We start from the raw sequence: 21,534 nt of genomic DNA on the forward strand, positions 1-21,534 counted from the left end.
CATGTCGATTGAACGGATGAACCTGACGCGCCGCCGCTTCATGAGCAATTTTGCTTTCGCCACCGGCGCTCTCGCGACCGGGGTCGGCAGCTGGGTGGTGCGGGCCGACTGGGCCAACGCCGCGGAGGGGCCGATCAGGGTTGGCATAGCGACCGATCTTACGGGGCCGATCGCGTTCGCTGGGGTGGCCGATGCCAATGTCGCGAAGATGGTAATCAAGGAGATTAACGACGAGGGAGGCCTCCTCGGGCGTCCAATTGAGCTCTATATCGAGGACACCGCCTCGAACGAATCGGTCGCGGTCGGCAATGTCCGCAAGCTGATCCAGCGCGACAAGGTCGATATGGTGCTGGCCGGCATCACCTCGTCGATGCGCAACGCGATCAAGGATCCGATCGTAGCACGCGGCAAGACGCTCTATATCTATCCGGAACTTTACGAGGGGAAGGAGTGCACGCCCTATCTGTTCTGCACCGGACCCACCCCAGCCCAGCAATGCGACGATCTGATCCCGTGGCTGATCAAGAACGGAGGCAAGAAGTTCGCGCTGCCGGGATCCAACTATGTCTATCCGCATACGATCAATGTCTATGCCCGCAAGTTGATCGAAGCACATGGCGGCGAAGTCGTGTTCGACGAATATTTCCCGCTCGATCAAGTGGACTTCAGTGCGACTGTCAATCGTATCATCTCCAACAAGGTCGACGTGGTGTTCAACACCGTGATCCCGCCCGGCGTCGGCCCATTATTCAAGCAACTCAGCGAAGCCGGGTTTTTGAAGGCCGGGGGACGCCTTGCCTGCGTGTGGGCTGATGAGAATCTCTTGAATGTGAGTCAGCCCAGCGAAATCGAAGGCATGGCGAGCTGTCTCGACTACTTCAGGGCTGTCACGGCGGATGATCCGGTGAGCGCAAAGATCCAGGCGGCTTACGATAAGAATTTTCCCGGGAAGATCCTGTTCGCCGCTGGAAGTGCTGCGACTGGCACTTATCGTGGCCTCAAGCTATGGGCAGCAGCGGTCAAGGAAGCTGGCAAGGTCGACCGCGACTCGGTTGCGGCGGCGCTCGACCACGCCAGGATCGCCGAAGGGCCCGGCGGCCCCGCCGAAATGGTGCCGGGCAAGCGTCACTGCAAGATGAAAATGTATATCGCGGTGGCAAAAGGAGGAAATTACGAAATCGTGGGGCGCAGCAACGGTCTCGTCGACCCGAAAGAGTGCTGAGCGAATGACGGGCGGAGTAAAACGGGCCGTCGCCGTCGCACGCATCAGCGAGGATGTCGTGACGGGTGAGGGTACACCGGCAGCACATGCGCCGGCGGGACGGGAATCGGCAGGATGGAAAGTCCTGCCGATCGTGGAAGGGCTGGTGCTCTTGATCGCACTGGTCCTGCCATGGGTCCTGCAGGACTATCTGACGGTGTTCGCCACCCGCGTGGTGATCCTCGCGCTGTTCGCGCTGTCGTTCGACCTGGTGTGGGGCTATGCCGGCATCATGAGCTTCGGTCAGGCGCTGTTCTTCGGCGCCGCCGGCTACGGCGTGGCGCTGCTGGCGCGCGACCTCAACGTCACCTCGATCCTGCTGATCCTGCCGGCCGGCGCGCTGATCGGGCTGACCGCGTCGCTGCTGCTCGGCGGCTTCCTGTTGCTCGGGCGTTATCCCTCGAGCGTGATCTTCGTCTCGCTCGGCACGCTCACCGGCTCCTATGCCGCCGACCGGCTGGCGCGCGGCTGGTACTATCTCGGCGGCCAGAACGGCATCCCGTCGATCCCGCCGCTGACGCTTGGCGGCTACGAGTTCGAGGAAGGGCCGATCTACTATTACATGGTGCTCGGCATCCTCGTTGTCGTCTATTTGCTCTGTCGTTTTCTGGTCCGCTCGCAGTTTGGCCTCGCGCTCGCCGGCCTGCGCGAGAACGAGCAGCGCATCGCCTTCTTCGGCTACAAGGCGCAGCATCTGAAGGCGATCATCTTCGCGGTCGGCGGCACCATCGCCGGTCTCGCCGGCAGCCTCTATGCCTTCCACGAGGGCTTCGTCTGGCCCAACATGCTGGGCGTCGTGTTCTCGACCCAGGTCGTGCTTTACGTCCTGTTCGGCGGCTCCGGCACGCTGATCGGCGCCGTGATCGGGGCCGTGATCATCGAGGGCGTCTCGTTCTGGCTGTCGGACAATTACCGCGACGTCTGGCCGATCATCCTCGGCGTGCTGCTGCTGCTCGTCATCATGTTCCGTCCGCTCGGGCTGATTTCCTTCGTGCTCGGCGAGCGCGAGCGGGTCGGCCGGTTCGGCAAAGCGCCAAAGGAGCCCGGCAATGCCGCTTCTTGAGGCGTCCGGCGTCAGCAAGGTGTACGGCAAGCTGACCGCGCTCGACGGTGCGGCGCTGACCGTCGGCGAGAACGAGTTTCACGGCCTGATCGGCCCGAACGGCTCCGGCAAGAGCACGCTGATGAAATGCGTCGCCGGTGCCGAGGTGCCGACCGCGGGCAAGGTCTCCTTCGTCAATACCGACATCACCGCGTTCACGCCGACCGAACGCGCCCGCGCCGGCATGAGCCTGAAATTCCAGATCACCTCGGTCCTGCCGACGCTGACGCTGTACGACAACATCCTGCTGGCGCTGCAGGCGCAGTCCTCGCTGTTCGATCTGGTGCTGTCGCGCACCCGCAAGAAATTGCACGATCAGGTGATGACGATGCTGACCCAGTTCCGGCTCGCCGATCGCGCGTTTGACGCTGCTGCTGCGCTGTCGCACGGCCAGCAGCAATGGCTGGAGATCGCGATGGCGCTCGCCGGCAAGCCGCGGCTGCTGCTGCTGGATGAGCCGACCGGCGGCATGAGCCTCGAGGAGCGCCGCGTCACCGGCGAGCTGTTGCAGCCGATCAAGCAGCATTGCTCGCTCGTCATCGTCGAACACGACCTCGATTTCATCCGCGACATCTGCGACCGCCTCACCGTGCTCGACCAGGGCAAGGTGCTGGCGTGCGGCACCGTCGCGGAAATCCAGGCCAACAAGAGCGTCCAGGAGATTTATCTTCGCCGTGCCTGACCAATCCTTCCTCGATATCAGGCATCTCGATGCCGGTTATGGCCGCAGCCAGGTCCTGTTCGATGTCAACATCGGCATTCCCTGGCGCGGCGGCGTCGCCGTGCTCGGCCGCAACGGCGCCGGCAAGACCACGCTGATGAAGACCATCGTCGGCGAGCTCACGAGCTCGCAGGGCGAACTGTTCTTCGACGGCCGCGACATCACCCGCCGCCGCACCGAGGAGCGGGTGCGCTCCGGCATCGGCTATGTGCCGCAGGAGCATTCGGTGTTCGCCCGCCTGTCGGTGCGCGACAACCTCGCGGTCGGCTCGCTGACCAATTCGGATGCCAGCGCGGTCGATCGCGTGCTCGCGATCTTCCCGAAGCTCGGCCAGCGGCTCGACCAGCCGGCCGGCACGCTGTCCGGCGGCGAGCGCAAGATGCTGGCGATCGGCCGCGCCATGCTCGGCAATCCGAAACTGCTGCTGCTCGACGAGCCGACCGAAGGCGTCTGGATCGGCGTCATCGAGGAGATCACCGAGCGGCTGATCGAGCTTGCCAAGAGCATCTCGGTCGTGATCGTCGAACAGCATCTCGACCTCGCGCTGCGCGTCGCCGACTATGCCTATGTGCTGGACCGCGGCCGCGTCGCGTTGCAGGGCGAGGCGGGCAAAGTGCGCAACGATCCGGAACTGCTGCGGTATCTGGCGCCATGACGGAAACTGGGCGCCAGACGCGGTATGCCATGAGCAGTGAATGGAAGGCTACACTCAGATGATTTCAGCCATCCGCTTCAGCTTATCGATATTCTTTAGTTCAATGCGTCGGTAATTCAAACAAACGAGGCCCTTGCTCTCCAGTTGTTTCAGGACCTTGTTGACCGTTTGACGGGACGTTCCGGTTAAAAGTGCGAGTGCTGCTTGCGTTATTGAAACATAAAGTCCGCCATCTGGTGTGACATGCGCAACCTCAAGCAAGCGTAAGGCGACCCGGTTCGGTGGATCTGCAAGAACAGCATTCGCCATGTGGGCGCTCAGCAACCGCAGGCGACTCGACAGCAACCTGAGCAACGCGTCGTCGAAGACACGATGTTTCTGCCGAAGCTTGGAAAAAGCTGTGGAACTTAAAACCTGAAGGCGAACGTCATCAAGCGCCTCAGCGGTTTGCGGCATGCGTTCGCCATCGATCAGGCTACTCGCACCCAAACACTCTCCTGGACCAAGCAGCGCGTAGACCATCTCGAGACCGTCGACCCGCATCGTGGATATCCGGACGGTCCCACGCAGAACCCGGTACATCTCCTTACGTTCATCGCCATACTGGAAAATGATCTGGCCAGCCGGAATACTTCGAATCGCGGACTGATCTCGAAAACTGCGTCTCACGGCTTCAGGTAGCCATCGTAGCAGGTCACTGCGCGCGCCGGGCACGGCGACCCATTCGCACCGATCTTTCGGTCTCACACTATTGTTCGCTCGCTTCATGCGCGATGCCCAGCTTAGTGCTGCACTTCTGGTTAGCGCCGCCCTGCGCGGCTGCAACAATCTGTCGTGCCATTGCTTGGTTATGCGTATGGTGTGCGGCGAGCTTGGCGAACATGTGCCACGCCTTGGAGTGTCTTAACGGCGCCATCCCTTGCTTCGCTTCAGCTACGGTTTGATCGAGCTTCTTGTGGCCGAGCGACGGCAACAGCTTATCGGTAATGTCAACGAACATGTTATTTCAGAAATCTACATGGCTGAATAGCGTTCAAGATAGGCGCGAGCGACGAACCGTCCGAACAAGCCTGAGAAGGCGACTTTGACTTCACGCGCTTGTCCGAGCGGCTCCTTGAAGATGAATGGCGTTCCAGTGCCGGTTGGTGCGAGTAATGCATCGAGGATCGACCAGGCACCGTAGGCCGCGCCCGGTGGCTGCAGAACTTCCCGAATTCCTGCGTCCTCAATCTCTGAAACTTCCAGATCGACGGTGGCGCCGGTGACGGGGCTGGCGCTGGCAGGGTCAAAGTTGTGAAGGAAGGCTCTCGTCACAACGCCAGTGCTCGCTTGAGATCGTCATGTTCGAACGCACTGGCCATGCGGTTGATCTCGGCTGAACGGGCGCCGACCGCCTTGGCTGTATCGCGCCAGGTTGCGGTCACGGTCGCGACCTCTTTGACGATCCCACGAGCCTGCGCCAGCGTTAGCCCGAAGTACTGTGACGCGGCCTCAAGCAGGTCGAGCGAGCAGGTGCCTTCATCGAGATCGATGTTCGTGGTCAGCACTCGCGCTTTGAGATCAGTTGGAACGGGGTTGAGGTCGTATGCCGGCGAGAGAGACCAGCCCGCTTTTCCGAGCCACAGGAAGCCGTGATTTCGGAGATGGTCGTCGACATTGGAGATCAGAACGTTGAATACCACGCGCCGGTAGAGTGCATGGGCGTCCGTCTTTCCCTGAGCGCCGTGTTGAGCAAGGGCATCGACGATCTCCGGATAGCTGCCGCGCTCCCCGTCTTTCGTTCCCATCATCGCCATCGCCGACAGGAATGGTACGCGGATCACGCCGTCGCGATCGAAGCGTCGCGACAACATGACCGCCTTGCCGGCGACGTCGATCAACTCGTGCCGGGGTGTGGCGATACCTGCCTGGCTGGCCAGCCGTAACGCGATCTCTTCCCAGGTCTCCATGCTGTAGTCGTCGTTCTCTTTCGGGAATTTCGCGATAGAGAGGTGACCATGTTGGTCGATGACGGACGCCTTCGGACGCGCGCCGCCGAGGGAAGAGCCGGGGGCAAAGATGAGTTGCAGGTCGTCATCGGTTTCCTCATCCCGGAGAACGCGCTCGGTGATCTGGAGCAGTCGGCCAAGTTCGATCAGGGCAGGAACGCCGGCGCGGATCGGTGCCTGGAAAACTTCGTCGCCAGCCCAGCGGAAGCGGAGCGCGCCAAGCCGGGTCTCGTCGGCGACGCCGAGCAAATAATCGCTCTCCAGTAGAGTGCGAACGGCACGACCTTCGCGTTCGGCGAGACGGCGCTCGGCGCGCTGCATGAGGCGGCGACCCCAGGTATCTGGCGCCGAGTCACCGATGGAGCCGAAGGTCGCGAGCCCGGCGGGCGGAGCGAAGGAGCCGCGCGTCAATGCAAGTGCTGGCTCCAGTGAGAAGCGGTCTGTATCCTCAAGCCATGCACCATCGTATTCAAAGAGGATAGTCTCCGTGCCTCGGACGCGATTGCACCTCGCCAGTCCGAGCGGGCGTGTGCGGCCTTTTAGATCGATATGAACCTCGAAGTCAGCCATCGTTGGATGATCCGGTTGATCGCTTGAGGTGGGCATGCTTGGGGAGTTCAGCACTGGCGAGAGCCTGGCCGACGCTGTCGTTGCTGATGTCTGCGACCCGGCTCAAGCCGTCGAGCAGGCCGAGTGCCTGCAGGACGCCAGCGTAAATGCCGATGCTGACGTTAGTGTCTCCGGCCTCAACCCTTTGCAATGTCGACCGGGACGTGAAGGCGCGCTCAGCCACGACCGCCATCGGCAGCCGTCGGCGCCGACGGGCATCGTGGATGTCCGCGCCGAGCTTGCGCAAGGCGCGCCGCACGGCAGCAGGAGGGGTGTGTGGGGTAGGCATTTTGACACCTTCGCACTACAGATTGACCGAATATGTAGCACGAAGTTTACAATTTTTCTAGACCTCAAAGGTATGCCGTGGAGGTTTAATTTTACCGTCGCCACGTAAGGGGGCCCGGGAGACCCGGGATATCGGCAACCGCGGCGACGGTGGCTTTCAATTCGGTGCGCCAATATCACGAGTAGAGAGGACTGCTACGGCAAGCGTTGATCTACAGTCGCAATTATCGAAGCTCGTTTGAACGATAGCAGACAAGGCGTCCAGGTCGCGTAGTCTGTTCGCGAACAATTCCTGATTCACGGCAGACGGACTGGAGATGTTTTCGCACTGACGCCAAACTAATCTGATTTGTCTTGGCGGATCGGTATGGATTCTCTTACGGAAGATGTTGTTGATCGATGTGTTAGAGAAGAGGCACGTCGCGCTGCAGAGATTAATCCCGCGTTGATGGCCGCCCGCGATCTCAGTTTGTGGGGTGGCGTTTGCGGCCAATCATTGGCTCGTGATATCAGCGCGTGCCAAATGTTAGCGACGGTACTTTGCTAAAGCTGCGAAGCGCCGTGCATTTCGAGCGCGAACGAGTTTTTTCGCCTGATCGATCTCGATAGTTCTCGAACTACACAGAAAAATTTTCAGGCGATTTTTCTTTTAAAATCAACACCGTAACTTTTTGACGACTCGCGTGTCGGCCTCTCGCTCAGCGCGAAGGAAAAACCACAGCCAGATCAACTCTCTAACTTGGTGTTTAGAACAATCGAGTGGGAGTAGGGGGCAACCGGCGGCGACAGCGTAGTTTGGGCGGTGATCTTCGCTGCCGTGCTACCGCTCTGTCGATCCCTTCGTCACTGGCTCGGAGGCTCTTCTATGTGCGCGTTCTCGGGTAGCTCGCAGAACCGATCTGCGCGCAATCCGCGGAGTATGTAAAGTGCCTTCAACGCGTGGGAGGGCTATAGCGTCGAATGGTGTGCAAATCGGCGGGTCTGGTTTGCGCCCATCATCGCTGTTCCTGGGCGAAGTGAGCCGCTCCCAAACCGACAGACATAACTTCAGAATGTTGATTTCGAGGGCCGGACGAAGATGTTCGTCTCGCTATTCCAGATACGGCGCCAGCACATCTTCGATCCATTTCATGTCAATCGGCGTTCGACTGGGACCCCCTATCGGCATCCAAAAGGGACCCCTTTGATCGGCGTGCTCTGCTGGTAGCGCTCGGGTCGTCGGAGCTGGTCGGGGTTGCGGAGACGGCGCGAGCGCGGGTTGTTTGAACATCGTCGCGGCTTTTGAATCGCCAGCTGTCGTTGCCGGTCTCGACGATGTCGCAGTGATGGGTCAATCGGTCGAGTAGCGCGGTGGTCATTTTGGCATCACCGAACACACTGGGCCATTCGCCGAACGCAAGATTGGTGGTGACAATGATGGAGGTGCGCTCGTAGAGCCGGCTGATGAGATGGAACAGGAGCTGACCGCCGGATTGCGCGAACGGCAGATAGCCCAGCTCGTCGAGAACGATGAAGTCCATGCGGGTCAGATGCTCGGCGAGCCGTCCCTGCCGACCGTTGCGGGTCTCGGTCTCGAGCCGGTTGACGAGGTCGACTACGTTGTAGAAGCGTCCTCTGGCGCCATCGCGGATGCAACTTCTGGCGATGGCAATGGCCAAGTGGGTTTTGCCTGTACCGGTGCCGCCAACCAGCACGACGTTGCGTTGTTGGGCGATGAAGCCGCCGCCAGCGAGATCATTGACGAGAGTCTGATTGATCGGCGTGCCGTCGAACTGGAAGTCGGCGATGTCCTTGGCGAGCGGCAGCTTGGCAATGGTGAGCTGGTATTTGATCGACCTGGCTTGCTTCTCGTTGATCTCGGCGTTGAGCAGGTCGCCGACAATGCGTTGAGGCTCGTGCTGGCGCTTGACGGCAGTTGCCATGATCTCGTCGAAGGCAGCCTTCATGCCGTAGAGCTTAAGTTCGCCCATGAGGTCGAAGATTTGGGTTCGTTCCATCAGATGGTCCTCCGGAGGTTGTCGTAGCGGGCACAATCGGCGATCGGTGCATGACGGAGCGTCAGTGCGGCCGGCGTCATGATGTTGGCCGGTGGGGCGGGTTCACGTTGACGGGCCAGGATATTGAGAACGACATCGGCGGAATGGACGCTGTGACTGAGCGCTTCGGCACAAGCCGCTTCCACCGCGGACAGACCGTCAGTCAGCACCGCGGTGAGGATGTCGACCATCTGCCGATTGCCATCGTCGGTGCTGGCCAGCTTGCGCCGGATCCGCTCGATCGCGGCCGGCAGCACCCAGTCTTTGAAGGGAGCACCGTTGCGCAAGGCGCCGGGTTTGCGGGCGAGCACCGGCACATAATGCCAGGGGTCGTAGACGGTATCGCCGCGGCCAAAGGATCGCGGGTGCTCGGCAACGATACGTCCATCCTGACGGATCACGATGCGATCGGCATAGGCTTGAACCTCGACCGGTCGTCCGACTGCACTGGCTGCGACCGAGTACTTGTTGTTGTCGAAGCGCACCAGGCAGGTCTTCGAGACCGATGCTGTCACCGCATGGAAGCCGTCGAAGCGGCCGGCATAGGGAACGAGTTTGGGGCGTTCGGCTTCGAACACGTCCCAGATCGTCTGATCGACCAGCTCCGGATGGCGATGAGCCTTGGCGTAGGCGATGCACTTGTCGAGCAGCCAGGCGTTTAACTCGTCGAGGTTTTTGAACCGCAGCCGCGGCGTGAAGAAGCGCTCCCGGACCAGCCCGACCTGGTTCTCGACCTGCCCCTTCTCCCAGCCCGACGCTGGCGTACAGGCGACCGGATCGACCAGATAGTGGCTGCACATCTGCAGGAAGCGGCGATTGTAGAGACGGCCTTTACCGACAAAGATCGTCTCCACCGCGGTCTTCATGTTGTCGTAGATGCCGCGGGTGCAGGTGCCTTTGAACAGGGCGAATGCCCGGTCGTGGGCGTCGAACACCATCTCCTGCGTCTCCCGCGGATAGGCCCGCACGAACAGCATGCGACTGTGACAGAGCCGAACATGAGCAGCCTTCACCATCACCGTGGTGCCGCTCAGCAGGACCACCTCGTGGCTCCAGTCGAACTGGTAGGCTTCGCCTGGTGCAAAGCTCAGCGGCACATAAGCCGACGCTGTCGAGGTGCCGCGTTCCTTGGTCCACCGTCGGGCGTATCGACGAACCGCATCATAGCCGCCGGCATAACCCAGGCCGCGGAGTTCCTCGAATAGCCGGATCAGCGTCAGCCGTTCCCGCGCCGCCTTGCTCTCATTCCCTGCCAGCAACCGATCAAGCTCGGCACTCCAGGCACCCATCTTCGGGAGCGGCTGCGTCTCGCGCTCGTACCGGAACTCCGTCGCTTGAGAACGAATGACCTTGCGAACCACCTTCCGCGATACGCCAAGTTCTCGGCAGATCGCCTTGATCGGACGACCATCAACAAAGTAGGCGCGACGGATCTTACCAATCGTCTCCACCACCAGCATCCCAACCTCGGCTTCCATGACTCGATGGAAGCCACTGTGGACCCTTATCCCGGGGTCCCGATTGGATGCCGATCACCCCGAAACGGGGTCCTTATTCCATGCCGAAACACAGCCGGCGACAGAAAGTGTGTCTGGCCATAGAATGCGCGGATCATGGGCGATGGTTTTCCATTCGCCGTCGGTCTGACGCTGTCGGATGCTGTTACGTTCGTAGTCTCCGGCATAGATGCGGCCCTTGTCGTCCGCTTCGAGGCCGTCTGACGCGCCTTTCTCGCCGAGGTCGATGACGGCCTTCGCCACGTCGGCCTCGGAGACCGATCGGTCGAGCAACAGGGCGGTCGGGACTGAGAACAGATGCCGGCTCGACAGCGAGCAATAGTAGAGCGTCGCGCCATCCGCGGAGAGGGCAATGCCATCGGATGCCACGGCGAAGGGGACAGGCGGCTTTCCCGTTTCGCGAATTGCAAGGGTCTCGCCCTCGACCACGGGAACGAACGCGGGGTCGGCCGACGTTGAAGCGTGGCCGTTCAGCTTACGCCAGCTTTCACCGCTGTCGAGGTCGACGACGATGATTGCGCCCGGGCCCGAAACCGAGGAGTCGGTGATGTACGCCAGGCCAGCTTTGCCCTTCCGCAGATCGAAGCGCACATCGTTGATGTAGGTGGTGTTCAGCACGGAGGTCGGCGCCAGCACAATGGTCTTGACCACTTTGTCCGTCGCGAGATCGACGGCGACGAGCTTCGCGCCGTCAGGCACGGGCGTGCTGAAGGAGGGCGCCGCGGTGTCGAGGATCCAGAGCCGGTTCACCGGGTCGACGACGACGCTCTGCACGCTGCCAAGCGTCTCGCTCGGACGCTTTGGATCGAACTTATTTATCGTCGCGTCGGGATATGGAACGATCTTTCGGTCGCGGATTTCCGCGACTGTAAAGGGGACCTCACCGCCCCATCGTGGGAAGTTGATGAAGATCCGACCGTTGTCGGCGACGGTCACTCCGGTGGGCATGTCGTCACGAAATTCGAAAACCGGCTCGATGTCGCCGATCGGACGATCTGTTGGCACGCGAGTTGACGTATTCATGATCTCTCCATGGGTTTGGGCGCATACGGCGACAGGCAACGCAAGAAGGAGAGCGAAGCATGCTGCGGTTGGGCGGGGAAGACGGCTCATCATCGGCTCCGGAATGGGTGGGCCGCCTGTCAATCGGTTTGGGCTGAGAGAGCAGCGAGCACGGCATCGCGGCCGGCTTCAGCCACCGCTACGTCCTGCTCGGTGGTGCCGGAGCCGACGCCGATGGCGCCGAGGACGTGGCCATTGAAGATGATAGGGAAGCCGCCGCCGAGATTGACGATACCGCCTTGGCTCGCGAAGCCGAGATTAGCACCAAACTCGAACGGTATGCCACCTGTCGGCATCGCCAGAGAAGCTGCCGTGGCAGCCTTGGCGACAGCGGGCTCGCGGGCAAGCACTGCGGCACCCTCGACCCTTGCGAAGGCCAGGAGGTTGCCGCCAGCATCGACAACAGCGATGCATTCCGGCGCTGCGATTTTCTTCGACCTTGCGACTGCGGCCTCGATGGCGATTGCCGCGCCGGCATAAGTCAGTTGTCGTGTATCCTGGAGAAGCTTGGAATGGGTCATGTGTCGGTTCCTGAGTGGGGCGGGCGAGAAACTACTTTCGTCGAGAGAGACGTGTCATCCTCCACGTTTACGTGGCTGGGAATCCAAGCCGGCGTTGCGGCGCAGCGCATCGTCGAGCGCGCTCATGCGCGTGTTGCCGATAGTTAGGCGCGACAATTCAGCGAGCGCAGGCGCGCCGATCCGAACCTCGGCATCGTGACGCACGATCAGGGTAGCCTTGTCGGTTCCGCCGAGCAGCCCCTTTGGCTCCTCGAGCGCGCGAATCTTGTGACGATGATGCAACGCCTGCGGATGCCAAAGCGGAATGACGACCCAGCGGCGTTCAGCCACCGCATCCTCGAACCGGCCGAAGCAGTCTTGCTCCGTCCCAGCCTCGAAGTGATAGCCCGCGGCCGCCAAGCCATATTGCTCAATGATGGCCTTCGAGAAGCGGCTTATGCCGGCCCCCGGATTGATACCCTGGATCAACTTTTCCATTCGGGCCGAAACCTCTGGCCTTAGGAGGTCCGCAACCCCGGCGACGTCGGCCGGGACGTATTCCGGCACGCCCCAGATGCAGTAGGGTTCATACAGGACGGTGACCTTTCGCACCGCCTGCTCGAATGGTCTGAGGTAGCCGCCGTGACTTGTCGGAAGCCACGCCGAAACAAGCATATCGATCTTGCCGCGGCGCATCCGCTGGAACATCTCCCCATGCGGTGCTGCCGAGCGCTCGACGTGATGGCCGTGAGACGTCAAGATCGCCTCGACTTCCCGCGCACTGGCGTCGTGGAAAGATAGGTCGATGTGACCGACTCGGACTACGCTGCCTGTACTGTCCGTCATTTCACGTCCTTGCTGCTCTTGTTGCCCGTGCGTGGCGATGGAGAGGGGACGGGTCATCTTCCCGCTGCGACGGAAGGTGCGCCATCGAGCCAGTCCTGGCGTTGCGGCGCGAAGAAATCGATATCGATTGTGTCCTCGGTACAAACGAACTCGTGCGGCGTATTCGGCGGTATGACCAGAACAGTGCCAGCCGTCATCACGAACTTTCTGCCCTGGGAGTAAACCTCGCAGCGCCCTTCGGTGATCCACGTGATCTGCTCGCTGGCATGATGATGCAGCGGAAATACTCCACCTTTCTTCACCGTCCATTTGACGAAGGTCGACTGCGTGCCGTTCAAATACTGGCGCTGGACGAGCGGCGAAATCTGTTCGATTGGTTGTGCGTCCAGTTGGTAGAGCGTCGGCACGATGGCGGTATGGCCGCTCACGGTCGGCAAGGTGCCACGACCACGGGCGTCCGTGACGACCGGAGGTCCCGACAAGGCAGGGGCAGGCATGTCCTGGGCAGATGCGGCCGCGCGTGCGGCTAGGGCCAGGATGGCGGTAACGAAGACAGCCGTTTTGGAGTTTTTCATTTCGATGAGGCTTCTTTGATATGAGATTTGCATTTCGGGTGATCGTGGCTGGTTGCCTCAGAAGCCGGAAAGCACCGTCTTTCCGATCGCGCGACCGCTCTCGACCAGCGCGTGCACGCGCTTCAGATTCGCTACGTTGATGGCGCCCTCATCGTCCGTCATCGTGGAGCGGAGCACACCATCGTCGACGAGAGCGGCGACTTCATTCAGAAGGCGGTGCTGCGCAATCATGTCCGGGGTCTGGTAGAGCGATCTGGTGAACATCAATTCCCAATGCACTGATATGCACTTGCGCTTGAGACCGACGATGTCCAGCGCGTCGGGATCGTCGATCAGCGCCAGGTGACCCTGCGGTGCCATCACTGCCTCGATAGCCTGGAGATGCTTTCCGGTTGCAGTCAGACCGGCGACATACTCGACCTGCGCAACCCCAAAGCCCAGCAACTGTTCGGGGAAAGGCTGGTGGTGGTCGATCACGTGATGTGCACCCATTTTCCTGCACCACGCGATCGTCTCCGGTCGAGATGCCGTTGCGATAACGGTAAGTCCGGTGAGGCGCCGCGCAATCTGGGTCAGGATCGATCCGACGCCGCCGGCACCGTTGATGATCAGCAGCGTGCCGGATTGCGTCTTGACGCCATAGGGAACGCCCAGGCGGTCGAACAGCAACTCCCATGCGGTGATCGAGGTGAGCGGCAACGCGGCTGCCTCGGCGAAGCTCAGTGTCTTGGGTTTATTGCCGACGAGGCGCTCGTCGACCAGATGCAATTCGGCATTCGTGCCGAACCGATCGATGGCGCCTGCATAGAACACTTCGTCGCCTGGCCGGAACATCGTCACGTCGGAGCCAATAGCCTCGACGACGCCCGCCGCGTCGTAACCCAGGATGCAGGCCTCGCCCTTGGGGGGCGGGCTGCTGGCACGACGCTTGACGTCGGCCGGGTTGACCGAGATCGCCTTTACTGCCACGCGCAGGTCGCGTGGCTTCGGTGCTGGGATAGGCAGCTCGAGCTCGATGAGAGCGTTCGTTGCCGTGATTGGCTGCGGAACAAGATAGCCGATTGCTTTCATGCTGACCTCCTGGGATGGACTTCGCGGGGTGAGAAGTCAGATGAGCGGCGGGACGGCCGGGTCGATCTCCACTTCGATCAGGTGCGGAGTTTCGCTCGCCATGCCACAGCGCAGGGCGCTTGCCAGCAACGCCGGATCGGATACCCGCTCGGCGATGACGCCATAGCCGGCAGCGAGCGAGACGAAATTAAGACCTGGCAGATCGAGACCGGGAACACCGGGAGTCTCGAGCAGATGCGCGAACGACTTCAGAATATTGTAGGCGCCGTTGCGAGGGATAACGAACAGGATCGGCAACCTGTGCTGTGCAGCCGTCCAGAGGGCCTGGATGACATAGTTGGCGGCTCCGTCGCCGACGATACAGACGATCTTGCGGTCGCCGCCCTTGTCGCGCTCGGCAAGCGCGACCCCGACAGCGGCGGGCAGACCGTAACCAAGAACTCCGCTCGACATCGAGAAGAACGAGCGCGACCGGCTCGTCGGCAGGCGCTGACGCAGCATCTTCAGGGTCGAAAGCGATTCCTGGACAAGAACACTGTCCTGCGGTCGAGCCTCGTTGATCGAATGATAGAGGAAGTCGGCCGTGATCTTCGTCGCGCTCTCCGGTTGCGGCAGCTTGCTCCGTGCCGGTGGTGGCGCCCGATCCGGCGGTGCGACATAATCCGCCAACACCGCGCAGGCCCGTCCAGGATCGGCAAGGACGCTCTCTCCCACCGGTGCACGGCCAGCCTCGGCCGGGTCATCGGTAATGTGAAAGAGGCGAGATCCCGCGGGGATGTAGTCGCCGGGAACGTGGGGATAGTAGCGAAAGACCGGCGCGCCGATCACGACGATCACATCATGGCCTGTCAGTTGTTTCCCGAGTGGGCCGATCGCGCTGGTCAGCATGCCCTGATAAAGTCGATGGGTCTCGGGAAAGCCGGGCCGGCCTTCGGCCGGCGCCGCCCACACCTCGCAACGCAGCTTCTCGGCAAGCCGCACTGCGTCATCCCAACCGCCGCTCTGGTCGACGGCGCCGCCGATCACGAGCGCGGGCGACCTGGCGGAGGAAAGCGCTTCGATGACCGAGGCGAGGTTTTGTGGATCCGCCCCCAGGCGACGGCTGAGCGTCCGGATTTGCGGTGGGTGCGGACAGGGCTTGTCGACATCGTCCATCGGGATCGACAGGAAGACCGGCCCGGCTGGTGGCTGCACCGCCATGGCGTAGGCACGCATCAGAGCTGCTGGCACGTCTTCCGCACGGGCAGGCTCATAAGCCCACTTGACGAACGGCTTCGGGATTTCGAGCGGCTGCACGTTGGTGAGATATGGCTCGATCAGCAACATCTCGCGGGTCTGTTGACCGGCAGTGATGATCAGTGGCGCGCGGTTGTACCAGGCGCTCTCGATATTGCCCAACGCATTCCCCATGCCCGCCGCGGTGTGCAGGTTGACCAGCACGGCCTCACCCGTCGCCTGGGCATAGGCATCCGCCATCGCAACGGCGGGCGCTTCCTGCAGCGCGAGCACGTAGCGAAAATCGGAAGGAAAGTTCTTCAGCAGAGTTTCTTCGGTGGATCCGGGGTTGCCGAAGATCGTGGTGAGCTTCAGCTTGCGGGCGACATCGAAGAATGCTTCTTGGACCGTCTTCATCGTGGGATCTCCTGGTTGATGCGCTGTGATTAGCCGCCCTGGTTGACGCCGGGTGGTGGCGCCCCGACGGGAGAGACGTTGATGAGCCGCCGGTTGACGAATTCTCCGAAACCCAGCTCCGACAGTTCACGGCCGTATCCGGATCTCTTGACGCCGCCGAAGGGAAGTTCCGGTGCGGTCCACGTCGGATGATTGACAAAAACCATGCCGCTTTCGATCCGGGCCGCTAGCCGTCGGCCGCGCGTCAGGTCCGCCGTGAAGACGGAGCCGCCGAGGCCATACGGCGTCGCATTGGCCAGCGCGATCGCCTCTTCCTCGCTGTCGACAACGTAGAAGCTCATCACCGGCCCGAACAATTCCTGCCGGAAGATCGGATTGTCCCTGCTGATGCTGGTCAGGATCGTCGCCTCGACATAGAAGCCGGGCCGCTTTACCCGGCCGCCTCCGAGAACGACCTCAGCGCCGCCGTTCCTGGCGGCTTCGATTTGCTCGAGCAGCCGGTGCATGGCCTGCTCCGAGCAGACGGGGCCGAGCGTCGTGTCAGGATCGAACGGATCGCCGGTCTTGAGTGCGCCCATGCGCGCCTTGAGTCCCTCGAGGAATGCGGCGCCCCGATTCTTCCCGACCACGATGATCCGCTTGGCGGCGACGCAGCTCTGCCCGGTGTTGTTCATGCGGCCCCAGAGCGCATTATCGAGCGTCGGCTCGAAAGGAGCGTCCTCGAGCACGATGAGCGGATCGCTACCGCCGAGTTCCATGACGGATTTCTTGAGGTTACGGCCGGCGCGCTCCGCGACGATCGCGCCGGCACGTTCGCTGCCGGTGAGGGTGACGCCGCGGATGCGCGGATCGTCGATGAGCCGTGCGACCTGCTCGAAATTGGCGAAGAGGTTGGTGTAGAGCCCCTTGGGCGCTCCGGCGTCTTCAAACAGCTGCGCGAATGCCAGCGCCGATTGCGGGACATTGCTCGCATGTTTGATCATCACGACGTTGCCGACCATCAGCTGTGGACCGGCGACCCGAGCGAGCTGATAGTAGGGAAAGTTCCAGGGCTCGACGCCGAAGATGATGCCAAGTGGCCGCGCTTCGACGATGGAGCCGGGTGCCTCTGGCAGCGGCTGCGGCTTCAGGTATGCCTCCGCGCGCGCCGCATAGTAATCGATGATGGCTGCGGAGAGAGCGACCTCGCCACGGGCCTCAGCAATCAACTTTCCCATTTCGAGGGTGAGGTATCGCGCATATTCTTCGGCGTTCTCGCGCAGCTTGGCCGCGACGGCGTTGAGAACTTTTGCTCTGTGCTTGACAGGTTGCTGGCGCCAGGTCTCGAAGGCAGCCTGAGCTTCGGCCACGGTCGCATCAAGGTCCGCATCCGAGATTTCCGTGAAGCGCTTGATGACTTCGCCGGTGGATGGATTGATTGTCTGGTAGGCCATTTATCGTTCTCCGTGCGCCGGAAGGGTGGTGGATCGGAAGATCTCGCTCGATCTGCGGGAGACGCCATCAAACCTTGACGGCGTATTTCGCGACGGCCTTTTCGTTCCAGCTGATGCCGATGCCGGGCCGGTCCGGGGCATGAACGCGGCCTTCACGTGGCTGGAGCGGTTCCTCGAGAATCGGGTTCGCCCAATCGACCCACTCGAGCCAATGCGCCGTCGGCGTCACGCGCAGCAGGTGGGCAGAAATCTCGGGATACAGATGATTGGAGAGCTGGACGCCCGTCGCTGCTGCGATGCTCGCTGCGCGCAGCCAGCCGGTGACGCCGCCGATGCGCATCAGGTCGGCCATGGCATAATGGACCGCGCCGGCATTCAGATTAGCGAAGAAGTCGCGAGGACCGTAGAAGTTCTCGCCCATCTGCAATGGCGTGCGCACTTTGGCGGCAAGCTGGGCATATCCGCGGGTGTTGTCGTACGCGATCGGTTCCTCGAACCAGTAGAGGCCGGTCTCATCAAGCTCGTGACAACGTCGAATGGCGTCGCCGAGGCCGAGGGCCTGATTGAAGTCGACCATCAGATCGATGTCTCTGCCGACACCCTCGCGGACTGCGTTGATCGCGGCGACGTCGTCTTTCAGGTGCTCGTTGCCGAGCCGCAGCTTCATGGCGGAGAAGCCACCCTCTCGTTGAAGCTCGCGCGCCTCGGCAGCCAGCGTACTCACTTCATGCCGCCATAGGCCGTTGCTGTCGTAGCTGCGAACGGGACCGGGAGTGCCGCCGAGAAACCTGACCAACGGCTGGTTGGCCGCTTTCGCCAGCGTGTCCCAGATCGCCATGTCCACCGCAGAGGCCGCGATCATCGACATGCCGGCCAAACCGACGACGTTCAGGGCCTTGGCTGCGGACTCGAATGCATCGAACGGCGCCACCGGCGTGCCCTTCAGCATGTCGTGCAGATTTCTCAGGGCGGCAACAACGACCGGTATGGCCGCCGCGCGGTACGGCGCCACATAACTGTGCCCAATGATGCCGCCGGTGGTTTCGAGATCGACGAGCACCAGTGGCCACAACTCGAACCGCCCGATGCCGGCAATCACCGGACGCCGCAATGGCACGAGTACAGCCCGCGTCCGGATATCCTTGATCAACAGTGCAGATGTCATCACGCAAACTCCTGACAGATGTCTATCGGAGAGCCTGTTCCGCCCGAAACGAGCGTCCAAGCTCTTCGCCTGCAATGTCGCAGAGTGCAGCGTCGACTGCTCGCTAAGCTACGCAAAGGGACGCTAAGCGCTGTCAGTCTGGCGCGATCTTCGTGTTGGCAGGGGGAGCGGCTTGGTGCGTTCTCCGATGCCGGAGCCGCGCGGTGCTTAGCCGAATGGCCGGTGTCGATGCGCGGCTTTGCAATGATTTGCACCGATCAGCGCGACCGTGGGACTTCCACCTGCGATAAGGAGAGGGAGGAAGCTTGGTGGCGCGGAATCTACCGATGGGGCGGACAATGTCTGGTTGGAGCCTTCCCTCGCGCGTCGACAGGTTTCTTCGCGCGGCTCAGGTCACCGACGTTGATCGAATGGTCTCGGCGATGGAGAGCGATTGCATTCTCGTGGACGCGGGACGCGAACTTCGAGGCGACGAGAGAGCTGCTTGGCTGCGTGACTTTCTAGGGCGTGGAGCTGTCCAGATTCGCCCCGTCAGTTGCCGGCGGGAGAAGGGGGGTGTCGTCTTGACTGTGCTGGTTAGACGCGGCGAACTCGGAGAAAGCATCGCCTTCGATTGGATCTTTCACTTGGAGGATGAACGGATCCGACGGGCGTTGATCGAACTCCATCAACTTTCGGCGCTTCCGCTCCCAGTGGATACATTCGTGCGTGCGACGAATTCCGGAAACCTGGAGCTGCTGCTGGACACATTCGTCGATGACGCGCTGGTGAATGACCAGCTTTGCGATCACTGGGGAAAGGAAGCAATTCGCGAATGGGTGATTCGTGACGTTGTCGGCGAACAGCTTGCCATCCACGTGGTCAGTAACGTTGACCACTACGGACATTGCATTCTGACGGCGCATGTCGACGGAAATTTTGACAGGCGCGGCCTTCCAGAACCTCTTGTTCTGGTATTCTACTTCTCAATGCACCGCGACAAGATCGCCCAGTTGATCATCTTGCGCAATCTGTCGGGTACCTAGCGGCTCAACCTTCAATTGGTTACTGAAGGTTGACGCCTACAGCGAAAATGAATCGTCGCTTGGCTCTGACAGCGGCGGCCGTGCACCGTCCGCTTGCGAAAGCGTGAGTTTCTGTTCAGCACGAAGTTCGCTGGGCGAGTAGCCGAAGACCTGCTTGAAAGCATGGCTGCAGGAGGTGCGGGAGGCGTAGCCATTCCGATAGGCGACGGTGGCAAAGGGCAAGCTCGTGGCCAGCAATTCTCGCCGCACCTTGTGCATCCGCCAGCGCGTGACGTAGTCGAGAGGTGAGAGTCCCACTCGGCGGCGAAATCGCTCGGCGAAGGATGAACGCGACATTCCCGCCGCCTTTGCCAGCGATGCCACTGTCCAATCAGCCGCGGGATCGGCGTGAAATTTCTGTATGGCGCGACCGAGCTGCCGGTCGGTGAGTGCCGCAAGCCAGTTGGTTGCTTCGGGATTGTCCGCGAGATGAGTGCGGATCGTCTGCACGAGGAGCACATCCGCCAGACGGCTCGTGATCAGGCGCCTACCCGGAGCATCGGCTTCGCTTTCAGACCTCAGCAGTTCGATGATTGAACCGGTCGGCTTCGCTGCGGCAGCCTCGGCGGCGAGACGAATAACCGGCGGCAGCGCTTCCCTGAGCCAGGCGGCGCCTTCCTTGTCGAGAGTGAGACGTCCGGCGACGACAACGTCATTCATCGATCCGGTTCCGACGCGCATAACGCCGCCCGAACCGCCGCTATAGTCCGAGCAGTAAATCTCTCGACCGCCTTCGACGTTGAAGGCGCGGCCAGCGCGTGCGCCGGTCAGCAAAAAGCAGTCGCCGGCTGTCAGGCGAACTGGCGCCGTTTCTCCGTCCAGCCATATGTTGTGGCTGCCCGTGATCACGACGCCGAACGTGAAGCGTTCGTCCGCATCGAAGCGCGTTTCAAAGGGAACGCTGCTTTCAAAGCGCACAAGCTCGGTGCCGACGACCGTGAACGCGCTGAGGGTGTCTGCCAGCGGGTCAGTCAGCATCGAATCGATGCGCAAATGATCAAGTGGGTGTTGGGCCATGGTCATGAAAATCTTTGTCAGCAGCAGCGCCACAAATGTGGGGACTTGCAGGAATAAGGCAAGCGCATAGTTATGATTGCATCTATTGGATAATCAAATGGGCGGCCAATGCGCTATCCCGACCTGGAAATTGAACTTCTCCGTGCCTTCGTGGCTGTGGCCGAATCCGGCGGTTTCACGGCAGCCTCTGGTGTCGTCGGCCGATCGCAATCCGCGGTAAGTCAGAAGGTCGGCAGGCTTGAGGACCTTGTTGGGTGCAAGCTCTTCGAACGGACGAGCCGCTCCCTGAGCCTGACACGGGACGGAGAGCGGTTGCTGGTCACCGCGCGGCAGATGCTCGAACTGAACGATCTCACCGTCCGCAGCATGCGCGAACCGGCAACTGTCGGCTCACTTCGCCTCGGTATCTCCGAGGATTTCATTCCGCGCCAGTTGGCGGCGTTGCTTGCACGGTTTCGGCGTCTCTATCCTGAAGTGCAGCTTGAACTCATGACGGGGCTGAGCTGCGATCTCCTCGATGTGTACGATGCTGGTGGCCTCGATGTGGTGATCGCGAAGAAGGATGGTACAGCCCAGCGAGGACGCGTGATCTGGCGAGAGCCGCTCGTTTGGCTCGCTGCGGCTGATTATCAGCCGGACTTTAGTAAGCCGACGGAGTTGGTCCTGCTGAAGCCGCCCTGCACCTATCGAGAGTTAATGGCGCGCACCCTGGATTCGGTTCGACAGCCATGGATAGCATCCTGCACGGCGCGTAGCTTGATGGGGGTGCAGGCGGCCGCCGCCGGCGGCCTGGGCATCACAATACTTGGGCGGTCATTCGTTCGGGATGGCCTGCAAGTTGTGCCGACGCCGGACTCCTGGCCGGCATTGCCGATGACTGAAATCGTGCTGCTTGGGGAGGAGACGGCGGAAGCCGACCTGGTGCGTCCGCTGGTCTCCTTCCTTACCGAGACTCTCGCCGGAATGGGTGCGCTAGCGCTTGTGGCTTAGCT

General features: G+C 61.5%; 22 protein-coding genes. 6 read left to right on the plus strand and 16 right to left on the minus strand.

The genetic code is table 11. From position 1 onward, the window contains the following. Position 1 precedes the first annotated feature (1 nt). The 4 genes from V5279_RS19175 to V5279_RS19190 are packed head-to-tail and all read left to right on the plus strand — an operon-like array spanning position 2 to position 3,739. Positions 2 to 1,222: a substrate-binding protein gene (locus V5279_RS19175; RefSeq protein ID WP_338699964.1), complete on the plus strand. Its 1,221-nt coding sequence runs from the start codon at positions 2 to 4 to the stop codon at positions 1,220 to 1,222. Between the two features lie 4 nt (positions 1,223 to 1,226). Further along, a complete protein-coding gene (locus tag V5279_RS19180) occupies positions 1,227 to 2,324 on the plus strand; it encodes a branched-chain amino acid ABC transporter permease (RefSeq protein WP_338699966.1) in 1,098 nt (365 codons plus the stop codon). Continuing rightward, positions 2,311 to 3,045: an ABC transporter ATP-binding protein gene (locus V5279_RS19185; protein ID WP_338699968.1), complete on the plus strand. Its 735-nt coding sequence runs from the start codon at positions 2,311 to 2,313 to the stop codon at positions 3,043 to 3,045. The genes V5279_RS19180 and V5279_RS19185 overlap by 14 nt, the downstream gene beginning before the upstream one ends. Beyond that, a complete protein-coding gene (locus V5279_RS19190) occupies positions 3,038 to 3,739 on the plus strand; it encodes an ABC transporter ATP-binding protein (RefSeq protein ID WP_338699970.1) in 702 nt (233 codons plus the stop codon). The genes V5279_RS19185 and V5279_RS19190 overlap by 8 nt, the downstream gene beginning before the upstream one ends. Before the next feature lie 54 nt (positions 3,740 to 3,793). On the opposite strand, the gene V5279_RS19195 is transcribed toward V5279_RS19190, so the two are convergent. From V5279_RS19195 to V5279_RS19265, 15 genes are all read right to left on the minus strand, one after another. Further along, positions 3,794 to 4,507, minus strand: a complete 714-nt coding sequence (locus V5279_RS19195; protein WP_338699972.1) for a Crp/Fnr family transcriptional regulator — start codon at positions 4,505 to 4,507, stop codon at positions 3,794 to 3,796. Beyond that, positions 4,488 to 4,739 carry a hypothetical protein gene (locus V5279_RS19200; protein ID WP_338699974.1) on the minus strand — a complete coding sequence of 84 codons (252 nt, stop codon included), beginning with the start codon at positions 4,737 to 4,739 and terminating at the stop codon, positions 4,488 to 4,490. The genes V5279_RS19195 and V5279_RS19200 overlap by 20 nt, the downstream gene beginning before the upstream one ends. Positions 4,740 to 4,753: 14 nt before the next feature. Beyond that, positions 4,754 to 5,053, minus strand: a complete 300-nt coding sequence (locus V5279_RS19205) for a hypothetical protein (RefSeq protein WP_338699976.1) — start codon at positions 5,051 to 5,053, stop codon at positions 4,754 to 4,756. Next, the gene (locus tag V5279_RS19210; protein ID WP_338699978.1) at positions 5,050 to 6,297 is read right to left on the minus strand and encodes a HipA domain-containing protein; all 1,248 of its coding nucleotides are present in this window, start codon (positions 6,295 to 6,297) and stop codon (positions 5,050 to 5,052) included. The genes V5279_RS19205 and V5279_RS19210 overlap by 4 nt, the downstream gene beginning before the upstream one ends. Then, positions 6,290 to 6,625: a helix-turn-helix transcriptional regulator gene (locus tag V5279_RS19215; protein WP_338699980.1), complete on the minus strand. Its 336-nt coding sequence runs from the start codon at positions 6,623 to 6,625 to the stop codon at positions 6,290 to 6,292. Before V5279_RS19215 ends, V5279_RS19210 begins: the two co-directional genes overlap by 8 nt. Before the next feature lie 1,132 nt (positions 6,626 to 7,757). Further along, positions 7,758 to 8,621 carry an IS21-like element helper ATPase IstB gene (istB, locus tag V5279_RS19220; RefSeq protein WP_166107168.1) on the minus strand — a complete coding sequence of 288 codons (864 nt, stop codon included), beginning with the start codon at positions 8,619 to 8,621 and terminating at the stop codon, positions 7,758 to 7,760. Next, positions 8,621 to 10,120: an IS21 family transposase gene (gene istA / locus V5279_RS19225; RefSeq protein ID WP_166309211.1), complete on the minus strand. Its 1,500-nt coding sequence runs from the start codon at positions 10,118 to 10,120 to the stop codon at positions 8,621 to 8,623. The genes istB and istA overlap by 1 nt, the downstream gene beginning before the upstream one ends. Positions 10,121 to 10,192: 72 nt before the next feature. Beyond that, positions 10,193 to 11,200: an L-dopachrome tautomerase-related protein gene (locus V5279_RS19230; protein ID WP_338699982.1), complete on the minus strand. Its 1,008-nt coding sequence runs from the start codon at positions 11,198 to 11,200 to the stop codon at positions 10,193 to 10,195. A gap of 119 nt (positions 11,201 to 11,319) precedes the next feature. Beyond that, the gene (locus tag V5279_RS19235) at positions 11,320 to 11,760 is read right to left on the minus strand and encodes a GlcG/HbpS family heme-binding protein (RefSeq protein ID WP_085402266.1); all 441 of its coding nucleotides are present in this window, start codon (positions 11,758 to 11,760) and stop codon (positions 11,320 to 11,322) included. A 54-nt stretch (positions 11,761 to 11,814) separates the two neighbouring features. Next, positions 11,815 to 12,642, minus strand: coding sequence for a glycine betaine ABC transporter substrate-binding protein (locus tag V5279_RS19240; protein ID WP_201266200.1), 828 nt, complete (start codon positions 12,640 to 12,642; stop codon positions 11,815 to 11,817). After that, the gene (locus V5279_RS19245; RefSeq protein WP_338699991.1) at positions 12,639 to 13,193 is read right to left on the minus strand and encodes a cupin domain-containing protein; all 555 of its coding nucleotides are present in this window, start codon (positions 13,191 to 13,193) and stop codon (positions 12,639 to 12,641) included. The genes V5279_RS19240 and V5279_RS19245 overlap by 4 nt, the downstream gene beginning before the upstream one ends. A 24-nt stretch (positions 13,194 to 13,217) precedes the next feature. Next, complete coding sequence (locus V5279_RS19250) at positions 13,218 to 14,231, minus strand: zinc-binding alcohol dehydrogenase family protein (RefSeq protein WP_165123312.1); 1,014 nt, start codon at positions 14,229 to 14,231, stop codon at positions 13,218 to 13,220. A gap of 36 nt (positions 14,232 to 14,267) precedes the next feature. Beyond that, positions 14,268 to 15,863 carry a benzoylformate decarboxylase gene (mdlC, locus tag V5279_RS19255; RefSeq protein WP_085402268.1) on the minus strand — a complete coding sequence of 532 codons (1,596 nt, stop codon included), beginning with the start codon at positions 15,861 to 15,863 and terminating at the stop codon, positions 14,268 to 14,270. Between the two features lie 29 nt (positions 15,864 to 15,892). After that, entirely contained in the window at positions 15,893 to 17,296 is a 1,404-nt protein-coding gene (locus V5279_RS19260) for an NAD-dependent succinate-semialdehyde dehydrogenase (RefSeq protein ID WP_338699997.1), read from the minus strand. Positions 17,297 to 17,363: 67 nt separating this feature from the next. Further along, entirely contained in the window at positions 17,364 to 18,461 is a 1,098-nt protein-coding gene (locus tag V5279_RS19265) for an enolase C-terminal domain-like protein (protein ID WP_338699999.1), read from the minus strand. A 338-nt stretch (positions 18,462 to 18,799) separates the two neighbouring features. On the opposite strand from V5279_RS19265, the gene V5279_RS19270 reads away from it, so the two are divergent. Continuing rightward, on the plus strand, positions 18,800 to 19,486 hold the full coding sequence (locus tag V5279_RS19270) for a nuclear transport factor 2 family protein (protein WP_144030788.1): 687 nt from the start codon (positions 18,800 to 18,802) through the stop codon (positions 19,484 to 19,486). A gap of 36 nt (positions 19,487 to 19,522) precedes the next feature. Here V5279_RS19270 and V5279_RS19275 read toward each other — a convergent pair whose 3' ends face one another. Beyond that, the gene (locus V5279_RS19275; RefSeq protein WP_085402271.1) at positions 19,523 to 20,575 is read right to left on the minus strand and encodes an AraC family transcriptional regulator; all 1,053 of its coding nucleotides are present in this window, start codon (positions 20,573 to 20,575) and stop codon (positions 19,523 to 19,525) included. Between the two features lie 75 nt (positions 20,576 to 20,650). Here V5279_RS19275 and V5279_RS19280 point away from each other — a divergent pair, with 75 nt between their 5' ends. Then, positions 20,651 to 21,532, plus strand: coding sequence for a LysR substrate-binding domain-containing protein (locus V5279_RS19280; RefSeq protein ID WP_085402272.1), 882 nt, complete (start codon positions 20,651 to 20,653; stop codon positions 21,530 to 21,532). Positions 21,533 to 21,534 lie beyond the last annotated feature (2 nt).

The organism is Bradyrhizobium sp. 26S5 (assembly GCF_036923295.1).
GTDB classification, from domain to species: Bacteria; Pseudomonadota; Alphaproteobacteria; order Rhizobiales; family Xanthobacteraceae; genus Bradyrhizobium; species Bradyrhizobium septentrionale.